Origin of the sequence: Neolewinella agarilytica (assembly GCF_900110645.1) — a bacterium.
GTDB lineage: Bacteria > Bacteroidota > Bacteroidia > Chitinophagales > Saprospiraceae > Neolewinella > Neolewinella agarilytica.
On record NZ_FOFB01000008.1, the window covers coordinates 115,850 to 138,887 of the forward strand.

Here is a 23,038-nt window from a genome sequence, read left to right on the forward strand (position 1 = left end):
GTCCCTATTTGATCACCACCTCCTCTAAATACTCTTCTCCAAACTCCTCATTCAGCCGTTTCCGGATGCCTTCCCGCACCATCATCAGTTGATTGCGCAGCGGCGCATTATTGACGTAGACGTAGAGTTTGCGGTTCCGGACCATCATGTCCCGGGTATTATCCGCCACGTGCTTGCCAAAGAATTTTTCCCAGACCAATTTCGTCCGCGCCTTAAAGTACCCCGCCTCATTGCGCTTATTGCGCAAAAGCTTCATGAAGGCATCCTTCAGGGCAGTAGGGTCATTCTTCGGAGGCTTGCTCATGGGGCACTTTGTAGTCGGCAGTTCTGGTAATTGCCTACAAATTTACAATCTACCGCCTACAGTTCTACCCTCTACATCTGCCCTGCCTGTTGCAAGAGCGCCAGCTGACCGCCAAAGGCGCGCTTTAGCACCTCAGGGGTAAAGACCTCCTCCGTGGGGCCGTAAGCAATGAGCCGTTGATTGAGCAGGATGACGTGGTCAAAGTATTCAGGGACTGCCTGCAGGTCGTGGTGAACGACCATCAGGGTTTTGCCCTCTGCAGAGAGCTTCCGCAATACTTCAATAATTTTTTCTTCGGTGGGAATATCGACGCCAACGAAAGGCTCATCCAGCAATAGAATGTCCGCTCCCTGCGCCAGCGCCCGGGCCAGAAAGGTCCTTTGCTGCTGGCCGCCGGATAATTCTCCGATCTGACGATCCTGCAGGTTCAGGATGTCCAACTCCCGCATGGCCGCTTCGGCCATGGTATTGTCTGCCGCATTGAGGCGTTGAAAGACCCGTTTGTGAGGGTAACGGCCCATCAAGACAACGTCGCGTACTGTTGCCGGAAAAGTGAAGTCAATCTCACTCCGTTGAGGTACGTAGACGACCCGCTTGCGCACCTGCTGAACGTCTTGCCCCAGGACCTGAATGGTGCCGGTATAATCATCGATCAGCCCCAACATTGCTTTTAACAAGGTCGACTTTCCGGATCCGTTGGGCCCCAGAATACCGTAACGGTGCCCTTCCTCAATTTCCAGAAAAATGTTATTCAGCACCCGCTTACGGTCGTAAGAAACGGACAGGTCATTAACGGTGATGGCGTGTGGCATGGGAGAAGGGGAGAATGAGGGAAGGAGTGAATGTAGGAGGGAAGAATGATAGAGAAACGTTACAGCCGCTTAGCCGGTTGTATCTGTATAGAGCCCTATCCCTAGCCATTTTCAGGCAACTTCCAATTCTCCTTTCCGATAAACCCGGGCTTCATAGGCCACCACTCCGAAGAGCACGATTATTTCCAGAATGAAGTAGGTGATCCCCAGACCCGTCAGCTGCTGAAAGTGGTAAAAGATCAGCCCTACAGAAACAAGTATGTAGATAGAATTCGCCAGGATAACCGTTTTCAAAAAGGGGAGCCACTTTTCCCGGGCGAAGAAGTAACAAACCGAAGAATAAAGAAGAAAAACGCAGGCTATACCCGCCAGGAAGTGGAGAATACTGACTGGCATACCGATATACTCCTGCATCGCAGGCAATACCAGGCCTAGCAGCAGCGCCGATAAAAGCGCGCCGAGGGCGTCAAATAAAAAAACGAAGTGCCTGGACATTGCTTACTGCTTACGGTTTCCCCTGGACAGAAATTTGGCCCGATCCAGGCTTTTCGCCAGCACCCGTTCATAGCTCTCGGGCATTAAGCGGGTGATTTTATCGATGAAGCTGGCGTCGGAGCCAATCGTTACCCGGTTCTTACCCCGCAGGATACCGGAGATGATGACTTTTGCAGCTTGATCGGCGGTAGTAGGAGAGTTTTTCTCAAAGTTTTTGACGAAGCGGTCGTGTGCTGCCTGATCAGTGGCCACTGCGTTTTTAGCGATGTTCGTCCGGATGCCACCGGGGTGTACACAGACGACCTGCAGCCCGGTTCCCCGCATCTCCACCCGCAGGGTTTCGGTAAAGCCCCGTACGCCGAATTTACTCACGTTATAGGGTGCCTGCCCCGGGAAGCCCATCAGGCCAAAGACACTGCTGATATTGACGAGACAGCTCTCCTTTTGCTCGCGCAGCAGGGGCAGGAAGGCCAGGGAGCCATAAATGACGCCCCAGAGGTTAACCTGGAGCACTTTTTCGTAGTCTTCGACTTCGCTGTAGATAACGGGGCGAATTTCCAGCGTCATCCCTGCATTGTTGATCACCACGTCAATCCGGCCCAGCGCTTTACGCGCGCTGGCGGCGAATTCTTCGACCTTTTTGCGGTCTCCCACGTCAAAGGCTTCCATGTAGCCGCGGGACTCTTCCGGAAGGATCTCCCAGGTTTCGTTCAGGGCCTCTTCGTTCCAGTCGTTGAGGGCCAGAATGGCGCCTTTAGCGGCAAATTGCATGGCTAGCTCCTGACCGATGCCGGAACCAGCTCCGGTGATGACAACTACTTTTTGGGAGAAATTTTTCATGTATGATCGACTTTGGCCGTAAGGTAAGGGCTGGCGAAAGAAAAGGAGGCGCGGACGCAGGTGCAAGGGAATGTTTCTTTGAAAGCCATGCTGTTAAAAGACTTCCCCCCTGCACCTGCGTGTGCGCCCTGATCTCTTAGTGGTCGGCTCCGTAAATACTCGACCACTAGAAACTCCCTCCGGGATTCTCCTTCTCACTCAGGAACTGCTCCGTCTTGGCCCGTTCCACTTTGTTGTAGAGACGCTCTGATTCGTGCCGGTCTCGCATCACCTTGGCCAGTGTAAAGCAGGCACTGATGGTGAACACGAAGCCCATCGCCAGAAAGCCCTTGGCGGCCAGCGTAGCCTCCAGCAGGATGATGCCCGCAATGGTGCCAAGGGTGGCACATACGAAGGCTATCCAGGCCATATTGAAAAATGACTTACTGTTGGAATGGTCGATAATAGTATGACTCATATCAATGAAATTTGCGTGATCTGAATAGTCGTCCGCCGAATTCTTTTCCTGACGAAGTCGGAAAAGTTCGTCGGCCGATTAGTCAAGATTGACCACTGGTTCGGGGGTAAAACTCTGATCGGATTCTGTTAAAACCTACCCCATGTCGATGAATCGGGATGGATTATCGACGAGTGTTAGCGAATTTTCGCTGGAGTGATTAACAGGATTGGACATAAAAGCCTTATTCCGGCCCGCAGATAAAGCTCCAAACCTTAAAAACCGGGGCAAAATCAGTAAAGTATCTCCAACTTTTGCTGCTCTTCCACCTTAATCTCTCCAGAATTAACCATAGTGTTATCCCGGTGGTGATTGTTCTTCTCGCCCCATAGCAGCGCTACCAGCTTCACGGGGTTTTGCCTGAAGGTGTTGCCGGTAATAAATACATTGATAATACCCCGGGTTTTAAGCAGGACACTGCTCTCTTCTTTTGCGCCGCAGTTCATAAAGTTGTTATTCGTAATGCTAAGAAAGCCGCCGATGGTTGACTCATCGTATCCACCCCGATAGAAATGGACGACATTGCGCTGTACGTTGATGAAGGAGCACTTATCAATGGAAACCATCTCTGCATTATAGTCGCCTTTTTCATCAGCGGCGAGTACAAAGCCATTTTCACAGTTTTGAATGAGGGTATTACTGACCGTAATGGAATCAGCAAAAGAGCCCTTAGAAGCCTTAAGCAGGTAAGAGAAGCCTTCAATTTCACAGTCATCAACCAACAGCTTGTAGGCAGAAGACATGTTTTCCTTCAGCGGCGCAAAAGCTAATTGCCCGGCCTTACCCTTAATACGAATGTTCTTCAGCCGGAGACTTCCTTTGGGGTTCATTTCAAAGGCAGGGGTGCTTTCTCCTCCCGAAAAAAGGAGTTGCGCTTTGTCTTCTCCGGCTGAGCGAATGATGATTTCCTTATCGATTTTGAGCGAGCCATTGAGCGTATATTCTTTATCGGTTAGCTCAATAATATCCCCGGCCTCGGCCTGGTCAAGTAGACGGGCCAGCTCACCCGCTTTGGAGGATGCCGTCAATACGGCTGGTTCAGCCGTAGCCCTATTCGTCGAAAACCACGAAGGGCCGTACCGACTCTGGTCCAGTTGATAATTTTCCGCTTTAGCCAACTGGCTTATGGCGCCGACGAGGTTTTTATCCGCCCGGGAACTTCCAAACAGGTCCTGCTCTATTTTATCAAAATCAAAGCCATTGTAGAGGCTGTCGAGAAAGCCGGACAGCCCTTCTTCAGGGGCGAAGAGCCATTCATTAATCTGCGTCATTTTCACGTCCTGCAGCTGTAGTGCATCGTACTTCGTAAAGGTAAGACCATCATTATGGAGCACATTATTCCGGAAAAGAACACCGTCAATACTGGAGTGATTCACCACTGGAGAATCGTCGGCCTGATCATTGTAGATGAGGTTATTCGCAATGATGGATCGGATGGGCGGAGCAGAGCGTATTTCGACTTCCGGCAACACATCAGCACTGGCAATATTCTGCCCCACACCAACCTGCCAGGGCGATTTACAATTAACCCAGGTGTTGTGGGCCACGACAACGTCAGTCACCTGCCGGTAGCGGTTCAACTGGGATTTAGGGATACCATTCATCATCGCCAGTGGGCTTCTGAATACCTCCCCATTTATTTTGTAGAAGTAGTTGTTGGTAATCCAGTGCCCGGTGTTAATGACCCGGACACCGCCATAAAACCCGGACTCGTCTCCTCCAATGAAGATATTGCCGTCCACTTTAGCAAAGCTCCCGTGGCGCAACACCAGTGAGCCTTCGCATTTATAGAAGATATTATTCCTGAAGGTGTTGAAATTGGTTTTATCGGAGATAACTTCAACTTCTCCGTTACAGGCTTCAAAATAATTGTCGGCAACGTTTACGTAGCCGGGGGTCATGTGCGTTTTGCTATCCCCGATACGGATTGTCTCGGCTCTGGGGCCTCCTTTTCTCGGCCTTGGGCCAAAGTAGTTGTTGACAATCTGATGGTAGTTACTCGTATTCTGGTTTCCGGTATGGAACACCCGCAAGGTTTCCCCATCGTTCGATTTACCAGCGATGTAGCAATGGTCCAGCTGATTATGTTGGCCGTAGAATTCAATCCAGTGATCATTAATCAGGCGGCTGGGCTTGGTAAAGCCTTCAATCACACAATTGCTTATCCTGCTGTGGAAGGCCGTGGAGTCTTGCCCGATTTTAAAGGCTACAATACTGCTTCTGGGGGAGTAGCCATTCCTGAAATATAAACCTTCAACCACTAAATACTCACCCCCCAGATAGAGGGAAGATTTTCCTTCCAGAAACACCTTGCCGGGGTTCTCAGCGCGCAAAATTATCGGTTGGGAGGCTGTTCCCTTTCCGTAAAAGTCAATTTGTACGTCCTTCCAGCTTCCGTTTGCGAGCACAATCTCATCTCCGGGAGTTGCCTGTTCAATGGCCTTTTCCAGCGCTGTTAAATCCTGAACAAAAGAGGTGTTCGTTCCTGAATTTTTGTTGCAGGAGAATAGCAGAAAGGTGACTGCCAGAAAAACGGTGTACTTCATCTTAGCGCGTTAAAAGCTTACCCCCAAGGTAAGTTTTATTGTAGAGCTAAGAGCGGGCGACAATCAGGAAGGGCTACCACGACCTCAATCCACAATCATCCCTTCCCCCACCAGCTCCTGCTGCACCATATGCTCCGGCAGGTCCCGGTATTCGTACTGCTGGGTGCACCTTTTAAGTGAAGTGTTCACGAATTAAATTATTCTTCTTCAGCCCTGATCTCCTCAATCATAGCTTTTACAAATTCAGAAGAGATTGATTCTGCCTGAGCTTTATCGTAAATGGTCAAAACGTTTATGCCTATTTCTTGCTCTTCATCAATGACTTCTATGTCAAGATAAGTAATTACCCGTGCACCTCCACTTTTTCCCTTTCCCTTACTTTTAATCGCTAATCTCACTTTGTAGAGGTTCTCTCCAATCTTATCTCCTTGGTAAGGATTCTCGATAAGTGAGTTAAAAAGCGCCTGAAGATCATTACTTAGCGATCTGTGTTTTTTAGCAAGTTTCTTTGCTTGCCTCCTGAACTCGTCAGTAAGTACAATTCTAGAGTTCATCTAAAAAGGATTCTACTGATTGAGGTACGATTTTACCCGCTTTAATGTCTTGTACTTCCTGTAAGCCTCTACGAATACTGTTCTTTATAGAAGTGTATTGCTCGACAAACCGAGAATACTCAAGCCATTCATCAATGGGGATAACTGCCGCTGTTTTCTGGCCGTCTTCATCGGTGAGATACTGGATGGATAGCTTGGAAGTCATCATCTTTTGATTTGATTACTACTGAAACATTCGGGAACTATGTATGGTTGCACGCCACCTCAATCCACAATCATCCCTTCCCCCACCAGCTCCTGCTGCACCATATGCTTCGGCAGGTCCCGGTATTCGTACTGCTGGGTGCGTAGCTGCGGGCGGAAGCCCGCTTCTTTGATGGCTTCCTGAATACCATCGGCGGTAAAGCGCCAGCGGGCGCCGGCGGCGGATACCACGTTCTCCTCGATCATGATGGAGCCGAAGTCGTTAGCACCGGCATGCAGACAGATCTGGGCCACCTTCTTACCTACCGTCAGCCAGCTGGCCTGGATGTTCGTCACATTGGGCAGCATGATGCGGCTCAGGGCGATCATCCGGATGTATTCATCGCCGGTAACGGTGTTGCGGGCGCGCTTGATTTTTTTCAGGATGGTGTCCTCATCCTGGAAGGGCCAGGGGATGAAGGCAAGGAAGCCTTTAGCATGGTCTGGCTTCTCGCTCTGGACCTGGCGCATGCGCACCAGGTGATCCATCCGCTCCCAGTTGGTTTCGATGTGGCCGAACATCATGGTGGCGGAGGTGGTGACGTCTAGCTGATGCGCAGCGCGCATCACGTCCAGCCACTCCTCACCGCCACACTTTCCTTTGGAGATCAAACGGCGAACGCGATCGCTGAGAATCTCCGCTCCGGCGCCGGGCAGGCTATCCAGGCCGGCTTCTTTCAGGGCTTTGAGCACGTCGTAGTGGCTCATGCCTTCCAGCTTCGCCACGTGAGCGATCTCCGGAGGGCCAAGGGCGTGGAGCTTGAGGTTGGGGTAGAGTTCTTTGAGTTCACTGAAGAGCTTACAGTAATACTCCAGGCCAAGGTCAGGGTGGTGGCCACCCTGCAAGAGCAGTTGCTCTCCGCCAAAGGCGAAGGTCTCCTCGATCTTGGTTTTATACTCCTCGATGGTCGTGATGTAAGCTTCCTCGTGCCCCGGCCGCCGGTAAAAATTACAGAACTTACAGTTGGCAATACAGACGTTGGTCGTGTTCGAGTTCCGGTCGATGATCCAGGTGACATCCTTTTTAGGTACCGCCTGAAAGCGGAGCTGGTTAGCGACGTACATCAGGTCAGCCGTGTCCGCATTTTCCAACAGGAAAACGCCTTCTTCGGCGGTGAGCCATTCTTTCTTTAGTCCTTTTTCAAGCAGATCAGCAACGTTCATATCGGAGAGTTGTGGGTAATTCAACAAGAAGCAGGCAGGGAGGTTGTGGAAGTTTCAGAAAAAAATGAAAGTTTTATACCTCACCCCAGCAACAAAAACATCGCCGGCCGTTTCTGCAGTTCGGCTCCAACGTCTTTCTTCCAGTTTTTCACCTTAGCGGTAAAGATAAACTCGGTCTCCAGCGTCAGGTCGCAGGCAACGGAGAAGAGGGTGTCCGGGTGAAGGCTTTGCAGCGCAACCTCCACGGTGGCCTGGTTGCGATAGGGAGCTTCGATCCAGAGCTGGGTGGTTTTGCCCTTCCGGCTGCTGGCCTCCAGGCGGCGCAGGTCTTTCGCCAGTTGTTGCCGTTTGGGGCTCAGGTAGCCGTTGAAGGTGAAAGATTGTCCGTTCAGGCCAGCGGCCATGACGCTCATCAGGATGGCCGAAGGGCCAACCAGCGGAACGACCCGTACGCCACGCTCGTGGGCGAGTAATACCAGTTTTGCGCCGGGATCCGCCACGCCGGGGGCTCCCGCATCGCTCATCACCCCAACATTGAACCCGCGCTCCGCCGCCCCGATCATGTCCTGCAGGTCTTCCCGTTCCGTCCGCTTATTGAGGTCGTAATACTCGCATTCCTGCAGGGGAACGCCGACTTCCTTCAGAAATTTTCGCGCCACTTTTCCGGTTTCCACCACGAAGTGACGAAGTGGAAGAATAATATCCAGCGTTGACTGCGGAATAGTGTGCAGCGCGTTGTCGCCAAGAGGAGTGGGAATGAGATAAAGTATACCTGCCATAGAGAATGGGAGAATGTAAAATGGGTGACTAGGAGAATGCGGAAATAGGGGCAAAGGTAAAGAAGTAGGGCGCGGACGCAGGTGCCGGAGAAGGTTTTTAGAGCAACGCATAAATGAGTAGCGAATTTTCGCTAAATTTTTCCGACTTTGCGATGCGGGATAATTCTTCCATTCTCTCATTCCTGTATTCACTCATTCAATCCATGCCCAACATCAAAGACAAATTCGACCTCAGCGGTCGCGTAGCCATCATCAGCGGAGCTTCCAAAGGTATCGGTAAGGCCATTGCCCGCGGGCTGGCCGAATGCGGTGCCAGCGTCGTCGTCAGCAGCCGCAAACAAGACGCCGTGGATGCCGTTGCGGCGGAGTTCACCGCCGACGGACTTACCGCCACCGGCATCGCCTGTCACGTAGGCGACGAGGCGCAGCTACAAAACCTGGTCGAGCAGACCATCGCCACCTACGGCGGCATCGATATTCTGATCAACAACGCCGCGACGAACCCGGTCTTTGGTCCGCTCGACCAGATGACCGGCGAAGTCTTCGACAAGGTGATGAACGTCAACGTTCGCGCCTGCATGTTGCTGGCTAACCTATGCAAACCCAGCATGGAAAAACGGGGCAAAGGCTCCGTGATCAACATTGCCTCCGTGGAAGGCCTCAAGCCTTCGCCGATGATGAGTATCTACTCCGTCAGCAAAGCCGCCCTGGTCATGCTCACCCAGAGCCAGGCGCGGGAGTGGGGAAGTGACAATATCAGAGCCAACGCCATTTGCCCGGGGCTGATCCAAACCAAGTTCAGCGCCGCGCTCTGGCAGAATGAGCAAATTCTCGACCACTTCGTCAGTCAACTTCCCCTGCAGCGTATGGCACAGCCGGAGGAGATGGTTGGCCTGGCGCTCTACCTGGCCAGCGACCTGGGGAGCTACTCAACGGGTGGTGTCTTTACGGCGGATGGGGGGCATTTGATCGGGTAATGAGTGTCCGAACCCCGACCACGGAGTGGTCCAACATCCTTAGCCCCGGGTGCAGTCGCAAAGCGACGAAATCCGTGACAAGGATGCTCCTCCTCCTTGACCACGGAGTGGTCTAACATCCTTAGCCCCGGATGTAGTCGCAAAGCGATGAAATCCGGGGTAAGGATGCAAATGTGTTTGCGCGGCGCTTAGCGCCGCCATCCCAAGACATACTCTCCTTGCGTGGGGTAAAGTCCACTTCGTGTCCTTCACCCCACGCTAAGGATATTAGACCACTCCGTGGTCGTCAGTTGATTAGCCCAACAACAAAAATTAATGACTTCTCAGCCTCCCCACTACCTCATCATCGGCGCCGGCTCCGCCGGCTGTCTGCTGGCCAACCGCCTCTCGGCGAACCCCGCCCATCAGGTATTGCTGATCGAGGCCGGAGGGCCGGTACGTAACCCCAACATCATTATCCCGGCCGGCTATCCGAAGCTGCACCGGACGTCAGTGGACTGGGGTTACTGGTCGGAACCACAGGAGCAACTCCTGAATCGAAAAATTTATCTGCCCCGTGGCAAAGTACTGGGCGGCAGCAGCTCCACTAACGCTATGGCCTACGTGCGCGGTAACCGCGCTGACTACGACGACTGGGCCGCCCTCGGCAACGCCGGCTGGGGCTATGAAGACGTACTTCCCTACTTCTGCCGCCACGAACACAACGTTGATATCGACAATGACTATCACGGCAGGGAAGGAGAGCTCAACGTCGAATTTCCTAGCCGTTACCGCTCGCCCTTCGCGGCGGCTTTCGTAGACGCTTGCACGGAGACGGGCTTCGAGCGGAACAACGATTACAACGGTGCGCAGCAGGCAGGCGCCGGCCTCTTTCAGTTTACGATCAAAGACGGCAAACGCCACTCCGCCTACAGCGCCTTCCTGAAGCCGGTAATGGGTCGGAAAAACCTGACGGTACTAACGAATACGCAGGTGAGCAAAATACTGATCGACGGCGACCGCGCCGTCGGTGTGCTGGCCGGGAAGCCGGGCAAAAGCCCGCAGGAGTTTCGGGCCAGCCGGGAGGTGATTCTCTCCGCCGGGTCCTTTGCCTCCCCGCAGTTGCTGATGCTCTCCGGCATTGGCGACCGGGCGGAGCTGGGGCTGCACGGCATTGAGTGCAAGCGGGATCTTCCGGGAGTAGGTAAAAACCTGCAGGATCACCTGTTTGTGCCCATCGGAGCGCTGTCTCACCAGCAGGAAGGGCAAAACCATTACGTTCGGCCGGTAGCTATGGCGCGGGCAGCGCTGGATTATTTGCTACTGGGGAAAGGGGTCTTCAATAGCTCACCGCTGGAGGCGGTGGCCTTTGGCTCCACCTCCCTGAGCCCTGACCGAGTCGACTACCAGTTCCACTTTTCCTCCTTCCACGTAGGGGAGGGCTACGACTCGGATTTCCACAACTATAAAACCTTTCCGACGGATGGCGACGGGTTCAGTATTCTTCCCTCACTACTCCGCCCTAAAAGCCGGGGCACCTTGCACCTGTCCCGCAGTACTGCGGGAGCGCACATCATGACCCCTCCCGTCATCCAACCCAACTTCTGCGCCCACGAAGACGATCGCCAGGTCCTGCTCGAAGCCACCAAAAAGGCCCTGGAAGTAATGGAAGCTTCCGCCTTCAGCCCTTACCTCAAACGCCGATTCTCCCCGCCCAACGTTAGTTCCGACGGTGCCATCTGGGACCACATCCAACGACAGGTAGAAACAATCTATCACCCCGTCGGCACTTGCAAAATGGGCCACGACGAGATGGCCGTAGTGGACGATCGGCTGCGAGTCCATGGCGTGGAAGGTCTGCGCGTGATCGACGCCAGCATCATGCCCACTATCGTAAGCGGCAACACAAATGCGCCGGTGTACATGATTGCGGAGCGGGGGGCGGAGCTAGTCACAAGCACCTAACCTGACCGCACAAAACGAGAAAAGCCCCGAAGCAAAATGCTCCGGGGCTCTCCCAGTATAATACAGTTGTTTTGGCGTAAGTATACCAGACAAAGCGTCTAACTCAACCGCTCAAACACCCCCGCAATGCCCTGTCCACCACCTACACAGGCGGTAACCATGCCATAGCGTTGATTCCGGCGGCGCATCTCGTCGAGCAGCTGAATGGTCAGTTTTGCTCCCGTACACCCCAGTGGGTGGCCCAGCGCGATGGCACCACCATTAGGGTTCACCGTTTCGGGGTCCAGACCGAGAGTTTTAATGACCGCCAGCGCCTGAGTGGCAAAAGCTTCGTTGAGTTCGGTTTGCTCAATGTCACCAATCTTGAGCCCGGCACGCTCCAGGGCTTTAGGCACCGCAACGCAAGGACCAATTCCCATGTACAGCGGATCGACCCCGCCTACGGAACAGGAGGCGAGGCGGGCAATGGGTTCCAGGCCGAGTTTCTTTACCATTCGTTCGCTCATTACCAAGGTGAAAGCGGCACCGTCGGACGTCTGGCTGGAATTGCCGGCAGTAACCACACCTCCCTGCTCGAACACGGCGCGCAGGCGGGCAAGCCCTTCCATGCTGGTACTACGGCGAACTCCTTCGTCCATCTTAACGATGTGACTCGACTTCACCATTTTACCATCCTTAACGAAAACGTCTTCTACTTCTACGGGAACGATCTGCCCGTCGAAATGCCCGGCATCAATACCAGCAGCCGCTTTTTCATGACTGCGCACGGAGAAAGCATCAGCCTGTTCCCGTGTCACCTCATATTTTTTGGCAACGGCTTCGGCCGTCTTTCCCATACTAACGTGGTAGTTGATGTTGTCCATCGCTGCTTTGTAGCTCGGGCTGAGCTTGTAGCCCGTCATCGGGATCATGCTCATGCTTTCGGCTCCGCCGGCGAGGTAAATATCGCCGAAGCCCGCCTTGATCTTACCCACTGCCATGGCAATGGACTCCAGCCCGGAGGCACAGTAACGGTTGATGGTGATACCGGGCACTTCCTTGCCGAGCGCACGCGCGGCGATCAGGCGACCAACCTGCAGGCCCTGCTCCCCTTCCGGGTTGGCACAGCCAACGATAACGTCGTCGACCAACTTAGGGTCCAGCTCCGGAACGGTGCTCATGAGGTGCTTGATGACGTCTACGGCGAGGTCGTCAGAGCGGTAATTTTTGAATCCTCCTTTTTTGGCGCGGCCAACGGCGGAGCGAAATCCTTTTACAATATAAGCTTCCATAATTGAATGCTTGATTTTTTGAATGATAGAATGAGTGAATGATTTAGCGCGAACGCCGGTGCAAGGGAAGGCTTAACGAGCAATACTGTTGCAGCATTCGCCCATTCCTCCCTTCACTCATTCACTAATTGCGCAGCGGCTTGTTGTTCTGCAGCGTGTACTGAATCCGTTCCAGTGTCTTCTGGTTACCCAGCAGGCTCAGGAAGGCTTCCCGTTCCAGGTCGAGCAGGTACTGCTCGCTCACCTGTTGCGTCTGCGTCAGCTCACCACCACAGAGGATGTTGGCTACGTGGCCGGCAACGACACCGTCGTACTCGGAGATGTACTTACCGAGTTTGAATTCATTGATGGCGGTGTAAAGCGCCGCCAGACCAGCACGGCCTAAGACCGTGATGTCTTCCCGGATGCTCGGTGCCACGTATTCTCTGGAGAGTTCCAGCACCTTACGCTTGGCTTCGCCAATATTGCGTTGCAGGTTGGTTTCCACGAAGTCTTTTCCTTCAATCAGGTAGCCATAGTCAAAGGCTTCGCTGGCCGAGGTAGACACCTTCGCCGTAGCAATCGTCTGGAAAGCATCAATCAGCGTAGGCATCATCACATCCCCTTCGAAGAACTTATCGGAGGCACGCAGTGCCATCTCTTTTGTTCCACCGCCACCGGGGATGAGCCCGACACCAACTTCTACCAAACCGATATAGCTCTCGGCGGCATAAACACCTGCATCGGCGTGCATACTGATTTCACAGCCGCCACCGAATACGTAGCCCTGCGTGGCTACCACTACGGGTACCTTACAGGTCTTAATCTTCATGTTTAGCTGCTGGAAGCCGTGAATCAGCCCGTCGAGCTGATCAAATTCCTGCTGCATGGCAAGCATACCGACGTTCATCAGGTTAGCGCCAACGGTGAAGTTCTTGGCATTATTGCCAATCACGATACCCTTCCAGCCTTCCGCTTCTGCTTTGTCAATCGCCTCACTGATCGCCTCACCGATAGCATCATCAATGCTGTTGGACTTCGAGGTGAACTCTACACACATTACCCCGTCGCCGAGGTCATGCACCGTGGCGGAGTCATTCTTAATGATCGGCGCGTTTTCGCGCAGGGTATCCAGAATGATGTAGTTCTCCAGGCTGGGAACCGGCTTATAGCTCTTCGTTGCCTGGTCGTAGTACATCCGCTTACCCCCCTCAACTTTGTAGAAGGAGTCATGTCCGGCTTTTTGCATTTCAAGTACCCAGTCGGCTACTTTGCCGTCCGTTTCTTCGATCATCTTGATGCCTTCGGCCAGTCCGATCTGATCCCAGGTCTCAAATGGTCCGTACTCCCAGAAGTAGCCGGTGCGCATGGCATCGTCAATGCTGTACAGGTCGTCAGCAATTTCGGGTACCCGGTTAGCGGAGTAAGCGATCAGGCCGGCGAAGTATTCGCGGAGAAACTTATTCTCCTTGTCATCACCTCCGACAATAGACTGCATTCTGCGGCCCATGTCTTCAATCATCTTGGCTTTCCCAATGGCGGGCCGTGGGCGGGTGGCCGGAGCGTACTCCAGTGTTTTCAGGTTGAGGGCATGGATGATGCTCTTGCCCTTGTCATCCCGTTCGCCGGTTTTCTTGTAAAAACCCTGGCCGGACTTATTACCGAACCACTTATTATCCAGCAGGTGAGCCATGAATTTAGGCTGTTCTTTACCCTTTACCAGCTCGATGTATTCGTCATCAGAGACGTTGCTCATCACAAAGCCAGACACCTTGGCACTGGTGTCAATACCCACCAAATCCTGCAGGCGGTAAGTCGCTGTGTTGGGGCGGCCTATAAGGCTGCCGGTGATGGCGTCGACCTCTTCGATGGTCATATCGTACTTCACCGTCAGGTCCATCATCTGAACACCAGACATAACACCGATTCGGTTACCGATGAAGCCGGGGGTGTCCTTACACAGTACCGTTTGCTTACCGAGGTAAACATCACCGTAGTGCATAAAGAAGTCTACTACATCCTGCTTCGTGTCTCCGTGGGGAATTACCTCGAAAAGGCGGAGGTAACGAGGCGGGTTGAAAAAGTGAGTGCCGCAGAAGTGAGCCCGGAAGTCTTCACTGCGGCCTTCGGCCAGCAGATTGATCGGAATACTGGAAGTGTTGGAGGTCACCAGAGAACCGGCTTTGCGGTACTTGTCAACCTTTTCGAAAATCTGCTTCTTGATGTCCAGGCGCTCAATTACCACCTCAATGATCCAATCACAGTCAGCGATTTTTTCAAAATCGTCTTCAAAGTTACCGGTCGTGATATGGCTGGCCATATCTTTCCTGAAAAGAGGAGCAGGCTTGGATTTAATGGCAGCAGCCAGGGCACTAACGGCCTGGCTGTTTCTTTTGACGGGGTCTTTTTTTTCCTCGTCGGTAAGATTAAAAGGAACGATATCGAGCAGGAGCACGTCCAGACCAATATTTGCGAAATGGCAGGCGATGCCTGAACCCATCACACCGGAGCCGAGAACGGCCACTTTCTTAAGGCGATATTGCATGAATTATTAAGTTGTATTTGCTAGTAACGCCCTAAGGCGAACAAAAGTTAGCGAATTTTCGCTGGCGAAGATAGTCCTTCAGCGCTGGAGTTGCAATTCGCGGTGGAAGTTAAGCTTTTGGGCGCAGAACGCAGGTGCAATGAAATGATGTAATCAGCAAGGTAAAACGCCCTACTCTTTGAGTCACAACTCTGGCCAGGGCAACCGTTACTATCCTGCCCCGTACTATCTTTGCTCCCATGCGCCCCTTTTCGCTCCTGCTCTTTCTCCTATGTCTCTCCTGTTCCGTAGAGCAGGAAGAAGTCAACCTCCGCCTGACCATGGCCGAACGAGACATCGTTGACGCCAGGGTAACCGTCTACATGGACAGTATCCGACGCGTACTCGACACCCTTTGCACCAACACTTACGAGGACCGGGTCGCCATTGCAACGGACAGCATCGTCCAGCGACGCCTGGAAGAAGAAGCCCGCCTCCGGGCCCGTATCCCCGAAAACCTGCGCAATGATCGCTAAGCTCCCTTCACCAGTTTTAATATGGCTCCTGGCGCTACTGGCTCTCTCCGGCTGCGAGCCAGATGTGACAGACTCGAGCATGGTTATGGAAGAACGCTTTCAGGATCGAACCCAAGCGCTCACCGCTAAGATCATGAACGACTGCCACAAAGACGTTCTGGAAGCGGCCACCCTCCGCGCAGATTCTCTGCTCATCAACCGGGCCCGCCGGATGCAACGGATCGAAGGGCGGCCACCCCGCCCAAACCGGCCCGGCGCCCCTCCACCCAAAGCACTCTCGGCCCCCCTGCCACTACGGCCGCTGTTCCCCTTCGAAATCAGGTATGACACCCTGCTGCAACAGCAACTCCTACGGGATAGCCTGCGGTCGGATAGTATTTCCAGAGGCCTGCCAGACGTAAACTCTTTCTCGCCGGAGTAATCAAAAGCTGCGCAGCTGCCCCTCCCTCTCTTCCGCCTCCTCTCTCCTCATCTGCGGGAAACAAACCAGTCGCGCAGCGACAAAAAATCTGTGCATTAATCGGTGTGAATCCGTGATAATCTGTGGTTAACCCCATTTCCGAACAGCGTCCCTCTGTGCACCTCCGTGAATCACCTCTCCGCACCTCTGTGGTTAAACCTAAAGCTGCGCAGCTGCCCCTCCCTCTCTTCCGCCTCCTCTCTCCTCTTCTGCAGGAAACAAACCAGTCGCGCAGCGACAAAAAATCTGTGTATTAATCGGTGTGAATCCGTGATAATCTGTGGTTAACCCCCATTGCCGCGCAGCGCACCTCCGCGCATCACCTCTCTGCATCTTGTGGTTAAACCTAAAGCTGCGAAGCAGCCACTCGAAAACCCTCCCTCAAATCCTAGAACCGAATAAACTCCGTTGGGTCCACCGCCTTCCCTTCATGCCAAAGCTCAAAGTGCAGGTGTGGTCCTGAAGACAATTCCCCCGTATTACCAATGATGGCAATCGCCTCACTGGCCCTTACCCGGTCGCCTACCTTTTTCAGTAACTGAGAGTTATGCTTGTAGAAGGTAATCAGGTTATTATCGTGCTGAATTCCCACTACGTTACCGTTAGAGCTGGTGAACTCGCTGATGAAAACAATGCCATCCCTCACCGCCTTGATCGGGGTGTCCTGCGGAGCGAGAATGTCAACCCCCAGATGATCACCGGTCAATTTGAAGCCGGCGCTGATCTCTCCGTTCACTGGTGCAACCAATAAAAGTTGTGCCAATGGCACATCCGTACTACCGGGCGAGGGAGCCATACCACTACTCCCACGGCTGTTTTCTCCTACCCGTTCCAGGGCCATCTCCCGGCGAAGTCTTACCTCTTCTTCTGAGAGGGGTACGGGTTCAATATTTGCGGTATCTACTTTAATGCCGCGCTCCTCAATATCAGCACTGGTCACCACTTCTCCGTGAATGTTACGCTTCATCGTTTCGATGGTAACGGCCTGTTGTTCCATCTGAGCACCCATCTCATCAATGAGATCTTCCATCTCATTGAGCTCCTGCCGCTGCACAATGTCTCCGTAGCCCGGAATGTAAGTCCGCAGGGGCGTGTAGGCAATTAATAAGAACACCACAACGGCCACCAGAAAAATGAGCGTTGAGATGGCCACGTACAGATTGAGCGGGGTCAGGTTATAAGAGCCTACCTCCCGATAGCTTTTCACATCACGGACAACCAGCTGGTACTCATCCTTGCTGTTCTCTTTGAAGCGCTGCCAGCGGCCTTGTTTTTCGGTTGTTTCTTCCATGGGGAAGGGCGTTATTTTTAATCTTAAGCCCACACTTTGGGTAGGGAGCTTAACGTTTCTTATTGGTTACGGGTGCCTGAAGGCACCGAAAAAGAGTTGATGGACGCAAGTTGTCCATAAGCTTATATGGCCTGTGGCCTTACCTTTGCGCCCACTTTGCGGTGGGTGTAGTGGTCAGCAAAGATAGCATCCCGTTCCACCTTCCCGCTACGTTTTGGCGTCTTCATCCTGCTTAACCCTGATGATGACTGCCTTGATAAATTGAATCAATTTGAAGAAGTTAACGCAATTTTCCCTTCTGCTATTGGCTTTACTGATCCTGGTTACCAGCTGTTCCTCCACCAAACGGAGAGACGAACAAGGGCCGATCGGTAAGCTGTGGCACAATATGAACTCCCACTACAACGGCTATTTCAACGCCCGGGAGCTCATGACCGAAAGCTTGCTCACGCTTGATGAGCAGCACGTTGACAATTACACCCAACGCCTGGACATGTTCCCCTTTCTGGAAGTTGATAACCCCAGTATCGTAGGAGAAGACATGGATATTGCCATTGAGAAGGTGGCCATCGTCGTCAAGAAACACCCCTACAGCAATTGGGTGGATGACAGCTACCTGCTGGTAGGCCAGGCTCAGCTCATTAAACAAGACTATGAAAGCGCGGAGAAAACCCTCCGCTTTATGGTCAACGAATTCCGGCCCCGGCCAAAACGCAGCAAGAGCAAAGTAAAGAAAGGGAGCAGTAGTGCTGAAGAACCGGAGGAGGAAGAATACGTCAGCCGGCGGGAAGTAGAATCTAATCCGGAACAAGAGCGCCGCGATCGGCTCCGGGCCCGAAAGGAAGCTCAAAAAGAGCGGGATAAGATTAATAAAGAACGAGAAAAGGAACGCAAAGCCAAGAAAAAAGAGCGCGAACGGGAACGCAAAGCCCGCCTTAAGGCCCGGAAGAAAGGCATTCGCCTTCCGCCAGTAAAGCGGGACACATCGGCCCAGGCAGGCCTGGAAAACGAACCCGATCCGATTGAGGAAGAAGAGGCTGACCTCGGCCCGGTGGGTATGATTTCCATATTCAGCAACAACAGTGACCTTGAAGGAGAGGGCGAAGCCTACGGGAAAAAAGCCGGCAGCTACGTCGCCAAGCACCGTCCTGCTTTTCAGGAAGGTCGTTTATGGCTGGCCTGGACATTGATCAAGCGCGACAACTTCGACCAGGCCCAGATCATCCTGGAAGACCTGCGGGCTAACCGCGGCACCTTTGCCGACGTGCGTCGTAAAGCAATGGCCGTTCAGGCATTCCTCTACGTTGAGCAGGAGAAGCTGGAAGAAGCCATCCCCTACCTCGAAGAAGCTGCGGAGGTAGCCAAAGAGCGCAACGAGCGAGCCCGCTACCACTACATTGCCGGCCAGCTTTATCAGGAGCTGAGCCAGCCATCCGGTGCAGCCTCAGCTTTTGAGAAAGCCATCGCCGCCCGCCCCAACTACGAACTGGAACTGGGTGCCCGCCTCAACCTGGCCCAGAATGCCTTCCTGAGTGGTTCCGGCTCCGCAGCTGATGCCCTCAAGAAACTGGAGCGAATGGCCCGGGAGGACAAAAACATCCCCTACGAGAGCCAAATCATCTACTCCATGGCAGCCATTGCCCTCCGGAGTGGAGATAAGGAAGCAGGGGCAGAGTACCTGCGCCGTGCGCTGGCCAGCCCATCGGCCGGTCCCGTTCAGCAGCTTGAAGCCTACAACCTCCTCGGAGATCTGGCCTATGCCGCCAGTGATTACCTGCCAGCGAAACTCTACTACGATACCACTCTGACCGTCATGGCACAGAGTGACGATCGTTACGCCGCCATCAGTCAGCGACGCGATCAACTGTCGGGCATCGCATCTGCCCTGCAGGACATTACCGTAAAGGACAGCCTGCTCCGGATTGGAAGGCTAAGCGAGGACGCCCGCAACCAGTGGGCCGCCGAGCTGTTCGAACAGCGGCGCGCAGCCGCCGCTCAACCCATCAATCCCGTTGCCTCCGTCGGAGGCCGGGGCCCCGTAGCAACCATCGGCAACAGCGAGTTCTTCGCCTATAAGCCGTCCATCGTTAAGAAGGGAAAGCGCGACTTTGAGCGCCGCTGGGGCGACCGATCACTCGAAGACGACTGGCGCCGTTCCAGCCGGACCGACCGGGACATCTTCAGCGACCCGGGCGATGCCGCAGGCAGTAACCCTGACGACACGGATCCGCAGATGGTTACCGAAGACGAAATTAAAGCGCTCCTCGACGGCGTGCCCACCACCCCCGCTGAGCAAAAGACGATGGAGGTGAAACAGGCAGAAAACTGGTTTAACCTCGGCCGCGAATACCGTGACCGATTAGAGAACAACCCGAAGGCGCTGGAGGCCTTCGAGACCCTGAACCGACAATTTCCCGGTGCTAACACCGAAGCGGAAAGCTGGTATTACCAATATCTCATTCATAAAGACATGGGTAATGCCTCCAAGGCTCAGGAGTTTGCCACCAAGCTGGCTGGCCAGTACCGGGGCTCCAAATATGCCCGCCTGGCCAACGACCCCAGCTACGCCAGCGAGTTGCTGCAGAAGGACAGCAAGTTGATGCGGGACTACGAGACGGCCTACGCTGCCTTCGAGAAGGGAGACTTTAAAACAGCACACGAGCTGGCTACTAAGGGCCGGGCCTCTTTGCTGGGGCAGCACCCACTGAAATCCCGCTACGCCCTATTGCTGGCCATGACGACCGGTAACACCCAGGGACGAGCTGCCTACATTGCCTCCTTGCGGCAGGTAGTAGCTCAGTTTGACGGAACGCCCGAGCAAACCCGGGCTAAAGAAATTCTCCGTCTGCTCGGTGAGTCTGGTGCCCGGCTCCCGGGTCAGGCTGGTGCCCTTGGTGGTGGCTTTAAGGAGAGTATGAAGGAGTTGCATTACTTCATCGTCGTATTCGATAAAGAAGACACCGACCTGAACGCCGCTAAGATTAGCGTTTCCAAGTTCAACGCCAAGTACAATAAGCTTGACCGCCTACGGATTACCAACTTCTACATCGGTAAAAATAACGACGTGCCCGCCCTGGTACTACGTCGATTCAAGAATGGAACGGAAGCCGTGAAATACCTGAAAAACGCGAAGGAGCGTGAGCAGGAATTCCTCGATGCCGGTAAGTTCAGCTACGACATCTATGCTGTTTCCCAGAGCAACTACCGGGAAATCCTGAAGCTGCGCTCCGTGGAAGAATACCGAACCTGGTTCCGCGAAAACTACGAGTAGACGGTAAACCGCATATGCCTCAAGCCATCATCCATAGCGGTATGCCGCCGTCGCTTCCCGGCCGGAGGAACCTGCTTTGTGTGCTGGATTGGGGGCTGGGCCATGCTTCCCGTTCTCTGGCTTTGCTTAGGGCGCTGGAAAAAGCCGGCGAACTAACCTTCCTTGCATCCTGCGGCCGCGCCCGAAAATTTCTGGAGCAGGAACGACCCGATCTGACCGTCTACGAACTCCCCGCCTACGACGTCCGCTACCCCACCGGAAACATGCCCCTGAACGTGGGCCTGCAACTCCCCAAATGGCTGCGCACGATTGCCCGCGAAAAGCGACAAACGGCCCGACTCGTGGAAGAACTCAGGATCGACAGGATCATTTCCGACAGCCGTTTCGGCTGCTACCACCCGAGGGTGGAATCGGTCATGCTGACCCATCAGTTACACCCCATTTTCAACTTCGGGCCCATGTCATGGAGCTACGTGAAGTACCTGCGACGGTTCCGGGAAGTCTGGGTGCCCGACACCGCAGACCGCAAAATGAGCGGCCGGCTATCCGACCCGAAAGGCTATAAAAAAGTTCGCTTTATCGGTCCGCTCAGCCGCCTGGAGCCAACGAAGCCGGCGCCCGAAAACTGGCGTACACTATCTCTGCTGAGTGGGCCCGAACCCATGCGCAGCCGGTTGGAAAAAATACTGTTGGGCCAACTTCGCCAGCTACCCGGTCCACATCTGCTCATTCGCGGTGTGCCCGACGAAGAAGAGGTGGTGGAAGAACACCGTATCGTGGTAAAGCCCTTCGCCGACCGGCAGTTCCTGGCCCGTCATTTACCCATTGCGCAACACATCATCTGTCGCTCCGGCTACAGCACCCTGATGGATCTGGCTGCTTTGAACCTAAGCGCAAAAATTATTCTGATTCCTACCCCCGGGCAGACCGAACAGGAGTTGCTGGCGCAAACGCAGGTGCAAAGTGGGGACGCCCTGGCAGCTTTTGCTCAGGGAGAAATTGATTTGGCGGGGCTGATTGGCTAGTACAGTCTGCTCACAAATCCCGCAAGGCTTTTTTCACCCGACTGTATTGCTCTCGTTTTTGCACAATGACGGGCTCCGTAGCCCGCTCCTTACAATCCATAATCGGACAGCGTTCGCAAGTGGTGTTCACCACCCGCCTTGAAATTGCCGGATCATCCGCCCAGCGGATGGTTTCCCTCAGCTTATCATTTACCAGCAAACCAATGGTAAGGCTCACGTTCCGACTGGGATCCGGATAGCCGGATCGGGCCAGGGTAAGGCAGAGATACTCATCCTCCGTCCCGAAATACTGACTCCGCTGGGCGGAAATACGCATCTCCCCCGCTTTAGAATCCTTCATTTCTTCCAGCAGATGAACACTTACCCAGCGGCGGCAGTAATGCTCGAAGAGCCCATTCTCATGCGGCTGATGACGACGATGCAGGTGGAGCTCCTTATCGATAGAAAATCCATCAGTAGCCGGCGTATGCATGAACCGCAGGAAGAACAATTCCTTCAGGCCAAAAAACTGTGGCAACACATTCGTAAGCCGCTGGTAGAACATCTCCGGCGTAGCATTGAACCGCTGCATAATGTTTTCTACTGCGGATGCACTCCATGTTTCCTGATCAAACAAATCCCGAATGCTCGACACAAAGGGCTGCAAAGGCACGTGGAGAGCTGCGCTGAAATAGGTCGCTTTACTATGATTGAGCACTTCTTCAAATACCCGGCTCCTGACCAGGCTGCTGGTGTTTGCCCGCTCGGTCAGATTAAGCTGGTTAAAGCCCAGTTCTTTGCCAAACTGGAAACCCCGCTGGCGGGGGGTAAGGCTACCGTTCAGAAGAAGTTTTCTGCCTTTTGGTACGTAAACCGAGCGAAATATGGCCAGCTCGGGATGTTCATCCAGGCCGTTGGGCAGAATCTTGTAATCAAAGCGATCTTCCAGCAGGCCCGCAAGAATGCGCGGGGGAACGGGGCGCACGTCTGGCAAATCATACTTGTCCGAAAACTCATCCACTGCTCTTTCCAGTTCAGGAAAGTAGTTGTCGTTCAGTTCCAGATAAGAGCGCAGTGCAGCGAAATAGAAGTTCTCCTCCCGCAGAGCATAGGAACGCGATAATTCTAAAAGCGTGCTGATGAAGGCCCCGACGCGCACCGGTGCCTGAGCAATGATCTCCGCAACTTTGCCCAACTCGATGCCGAATAGCTCCAGGGGGAGCTCATTCAAAAAGTTAGACTGTAATAGCTGGGTAACCGGAGCGAGATTGCGGCCCAACTCCCCGTTGGTAAGGTCTTTAGCATTCGTGCCGAGGGCCTTGGCGAGGTTTCGAACCTTATCCGCTTTCGGAAACTTTTTCCCTTTTTCGATCTCATTGAGGTAGGAAAGGGACATCCCCGAACTTTTAGACAAATCGGCAAAGGAAAGCTTCTGCTCCTGGCGAAGCTGCTTTACTTTAAGGCCAAAGATGATTCTTTCATTCGCGGTCTTAGCGTTCATAGAGCGCCAATTTAGGGAAATGCTGGCGAATTTTCGCTTGTCTCATC

The 23,038-nt window shown here is 53.7% G+C and carries 20 protein-coding genes; 6 read left to right on the top strand and 14 right to left on the bottom strand.

Annotated features, from left to right (window positions below; all coding sequences use genetic code 11):
* Positions 1-4: 4 nt before the first annotated feature.
* The 10 genes from BM123_RS09145 to BM123_RS09190 form a co-directional block, all read right to left on the bottom strand.
* Positions 5-304, bottom strand: coding sequence for a DUF721 domain-containing protein (locus tag BM123_RS09145; protein WP_090167521.1), 300 nt, complete (start codon positions 302-304; stop codon positions 5-7).
* Between the two features lie 71 nt (positions 305-375).
* Positions 376-1,116: a metal ABC transporter ATP-binding protein gene (locus BM123_RS09150; protein ID WP_090167522.1), complete on the bottom strand. Its 741-nt coding sequence runs from the start codon at positions 1,114-1,116 to the stop codon at positions 376-378.
* Positions 1,117-1,227: 111 nt separating this feature from the next.
* Complete coding sequence (locus tag BM123_RS09155; protein WP_090167524.1) at positions 1,228-1,611, bottom strand: hypothetical protein; 384 nt, start codon at positions 1,609-1,611, stop codon at positions 1,228-1,230.
* 3 nt (positions 1,612-1,614) lie between these two features.
* Entirely contained in the window at positions 1,615-2,451 is an 837-nt protein-coding gene (locus tag BM123_RS09160; RefSeq protein WP_090167525.1) for an SDR family NAD(P)-dependent oxidoreductase, read from the bottom strand.
* Between the two features lie 166 nt (positions 2,452-2,617).
* Positions 2,618-2,908 (bottom strand): YiaA/YiaB family inner membrane protein, encoded by a 291-nt coding sequence (locus BM123_RS09165; protein WP_090167527.1) that lies wholly within the window; start codon positions 2,906-2,908, stop codon positions 2,618-2,620.
* A 272-nt stretch (positions 2,909-3,180) separates the two neighbouring features.
* Entirely contained in the window at positions 3,181-5,493 is a 2,313-nt protein-coding gene (locus BM123_RS09170) for a chondroitinase-B domain-containing protein (protein ID WP_090167529.1), read from the bottom strand.
* Positions 5,494-5,690: 197 nt separating this feature from the next.
* On the bottom strand, positions 5,691-6,047 hold the full coding sequence (locus BM123_RS09175; protein ID WP_090167531.1) for a hypothetical protein: 357 nt from the start codon (positions 6,045-6,047) through the stop codon (positions 5,691-5,693).
* On the bottom strand, positions 6,037-6,255 hold the full coding sequence (locus tag BM123_RS09180; RefSeq protein ID WP_090167533.1) for a hypothetical protein: 219 nt from the start codon (positions 6,253-6,255) through the stop codon (positions 6,037-6,039). Before BM123_RS09180 ends, BM123_RS09175 begins: the two co-directional genes overlap by 11 nt.
* A gap of 56 nt (positions 6,256-6,311) precedes the next feature.
* Entirely contained in the window at positions 6,312-7,454 is a 1,143-nt protein-coding gene (mqnC, locus tag BM123_RS09185) for a cyclic dehypoxanthinyl futalosine synthase (RefSeq protein WP_090167535.1), read from the bottom strand.
* A gap of 80 nt (positions 7,455-7,534) precedes the next feature.
* A complete protein-coding gene (locus tag BM123_RS09190; protein ID WP_090167537.1) occupies positions 7,535-8,233 on the bottom strand; it encodes an SAM-dependent methyltransferase in 699 nt (232 codons plus the stop codon).
* A gap of 203 nt (positions 8,234-8,436) precedes the next feature.
* Between BM123_RS09190 and BM123_RS09195 the strand changes: the two genes are divergently transcribed.
* Together BM123_RS09195 and BM123_RS09200 are read left to right on the top strand one after the other, a co-directional pair.
* Positions 8,437-9,210, top strand: a complete 774-nt coding sequence (locus tag BM123_RS09195) for a glucose 1-dehydrogenase (protein WP_090167689.1) — start codon at positions 8,437-8,439, stop codon at positions 9,208-9,210.
* A gap of 315 nt (positions 9,211-9,525) precedes the next feature.
* Positions 9,526-11,154: a GMC family oxidoreductase gene (locus tag BM123_RS09200; RefSeq protein WP_090167539.1), complete on the top strand. Its 1,629-nt coding sequence runs from the start codon at positions 9,526-9,528 to the stop codon at positions 11,152-11,154.
* A gap of 98 nt (positions 11,155-11,252) precedes the next feature.
* On the opposite strand, the gene BM123_RS09205 is transcribed toward BM123_RS09200, so the two are convergent.
* Both BM123_RS09205 and BM123_RS09210 read right to left on the bottom strand, forming a co-directional pair.
* A complete protein-coding gene (locus BM123_RS09205; protein ID WP_090167541.1) occupies positions 11,253-12,425 on the bottom strand; it encodes a thiolase family protein in 1,173 nt (390 codons plus the stop codon).
* Positions 12,426-12,549: 124 nt separating this feature from the next.
* On the bottom strand, positions 12,550-14,949 hold the full coding sequence (locus BM123_RS09210) for a 3-hydroxyacyl-CoA dehydrogenase/enoyl-CoA hydratase family protein (RefSeq protein ID WP_090167543.1): 2,400 nt from the start codon (positions 14,947-14,949) through the stop codon (positions 12,550-12,552).
* Between the two features lie 239 nt (positions 14,950-15,188).
* On the opposite strand from BM123_RS09210, the gene BM123_RS09215 reads away from it, so the two are divergent.
* A complete protein-coding gene (locus tag BM123_RS09215; protein ID WP_090167545.1) occupies positions 15,189-15,464 on the top strand; it encodes a hypothetical protein in 276 nt (91 codons plus the stop codon).
* Positions 15,454-15,885 (top strand): hypothetical protein, encoded by a 432-nt coding sequence (locus BM123_RS09220; RefSeq protein WP_090167547.1) that lies wholly within the window; start codon positions 15,454-15,456, stop codon positions 15,883-15,885. The genes BM123_RS09215 and BM123_RS09220 overlap by 11 nt, the downstream gene beginning before the upstream one ends.
* A 427-nt stretch (positions 15,886-16,312) precedes the next feature.
* On the opposite strand, the gene BM123_RS09225 is transcribed toward BM123_RS09220, so the two are convergent.
* Complete coding sequence (locus tag BM123_RS09225) at positions 16,313-17,215, bottom strand: M23 family metallopeptidase (RefSeq protein WP_090167549.1); 903 nt, start codon at positions 17,213-17,215, stop codon at positions 16,313-16,315.
* 271 nt (positions 17,216-17,486) lie between these two features.
* On the opposite strand from BM123_RS09225, the gene porW reads away from it, so the two are divergent.
* Positions 17,487-20,486 carry a type IX secretion system periplasmic lipoprotein PorW/SprE gene (porW, locus tag BM123_RS09230; RefSeq protein WP_090167550.1) on the top strand — a complete coding sequence of 1,000 codons (3,000 nt, stop codon included), beginning with the start codon at positions 17,487-17,489 and terminating at the stop codon, positions 20,484-20,486.
* A 14-nt stretch (positions 20,487-20,500) separates the two neighbouring features.
* Positions 20,501-21,511 carry a glycosyl transferase family 28 gene (locus tag BM123_RS09235; RefSeq protein WP_139211823.1) on the top strand — a complete coding sequence of 337 codons (1,011 nt, stop codon included), beginning with the start codon at positions 20,501-20,503 and terminating at the stop codon, positions 21,509-21,511.
* 10 nt (positions 21,512-21,521) lie between these two features.
* Here BM123_RS09235 and BM123_RS09240 read toward each other — a convergent pair whose 3' ends face one another.
* Positions 21,522-22,991, bottom strand: a complete 1,470-nt coding sequence (locus BM123_RS09240) for a helix-turn-helix domain-containing protein (RefSeq protein ID WP_090167554.1) — start codon at positions 22,989-22,991, stop codon at positions 21,522-21,524.
* Between the last annotated feature and the right edge of the window lie 47 nt (positions 22,992-23,038).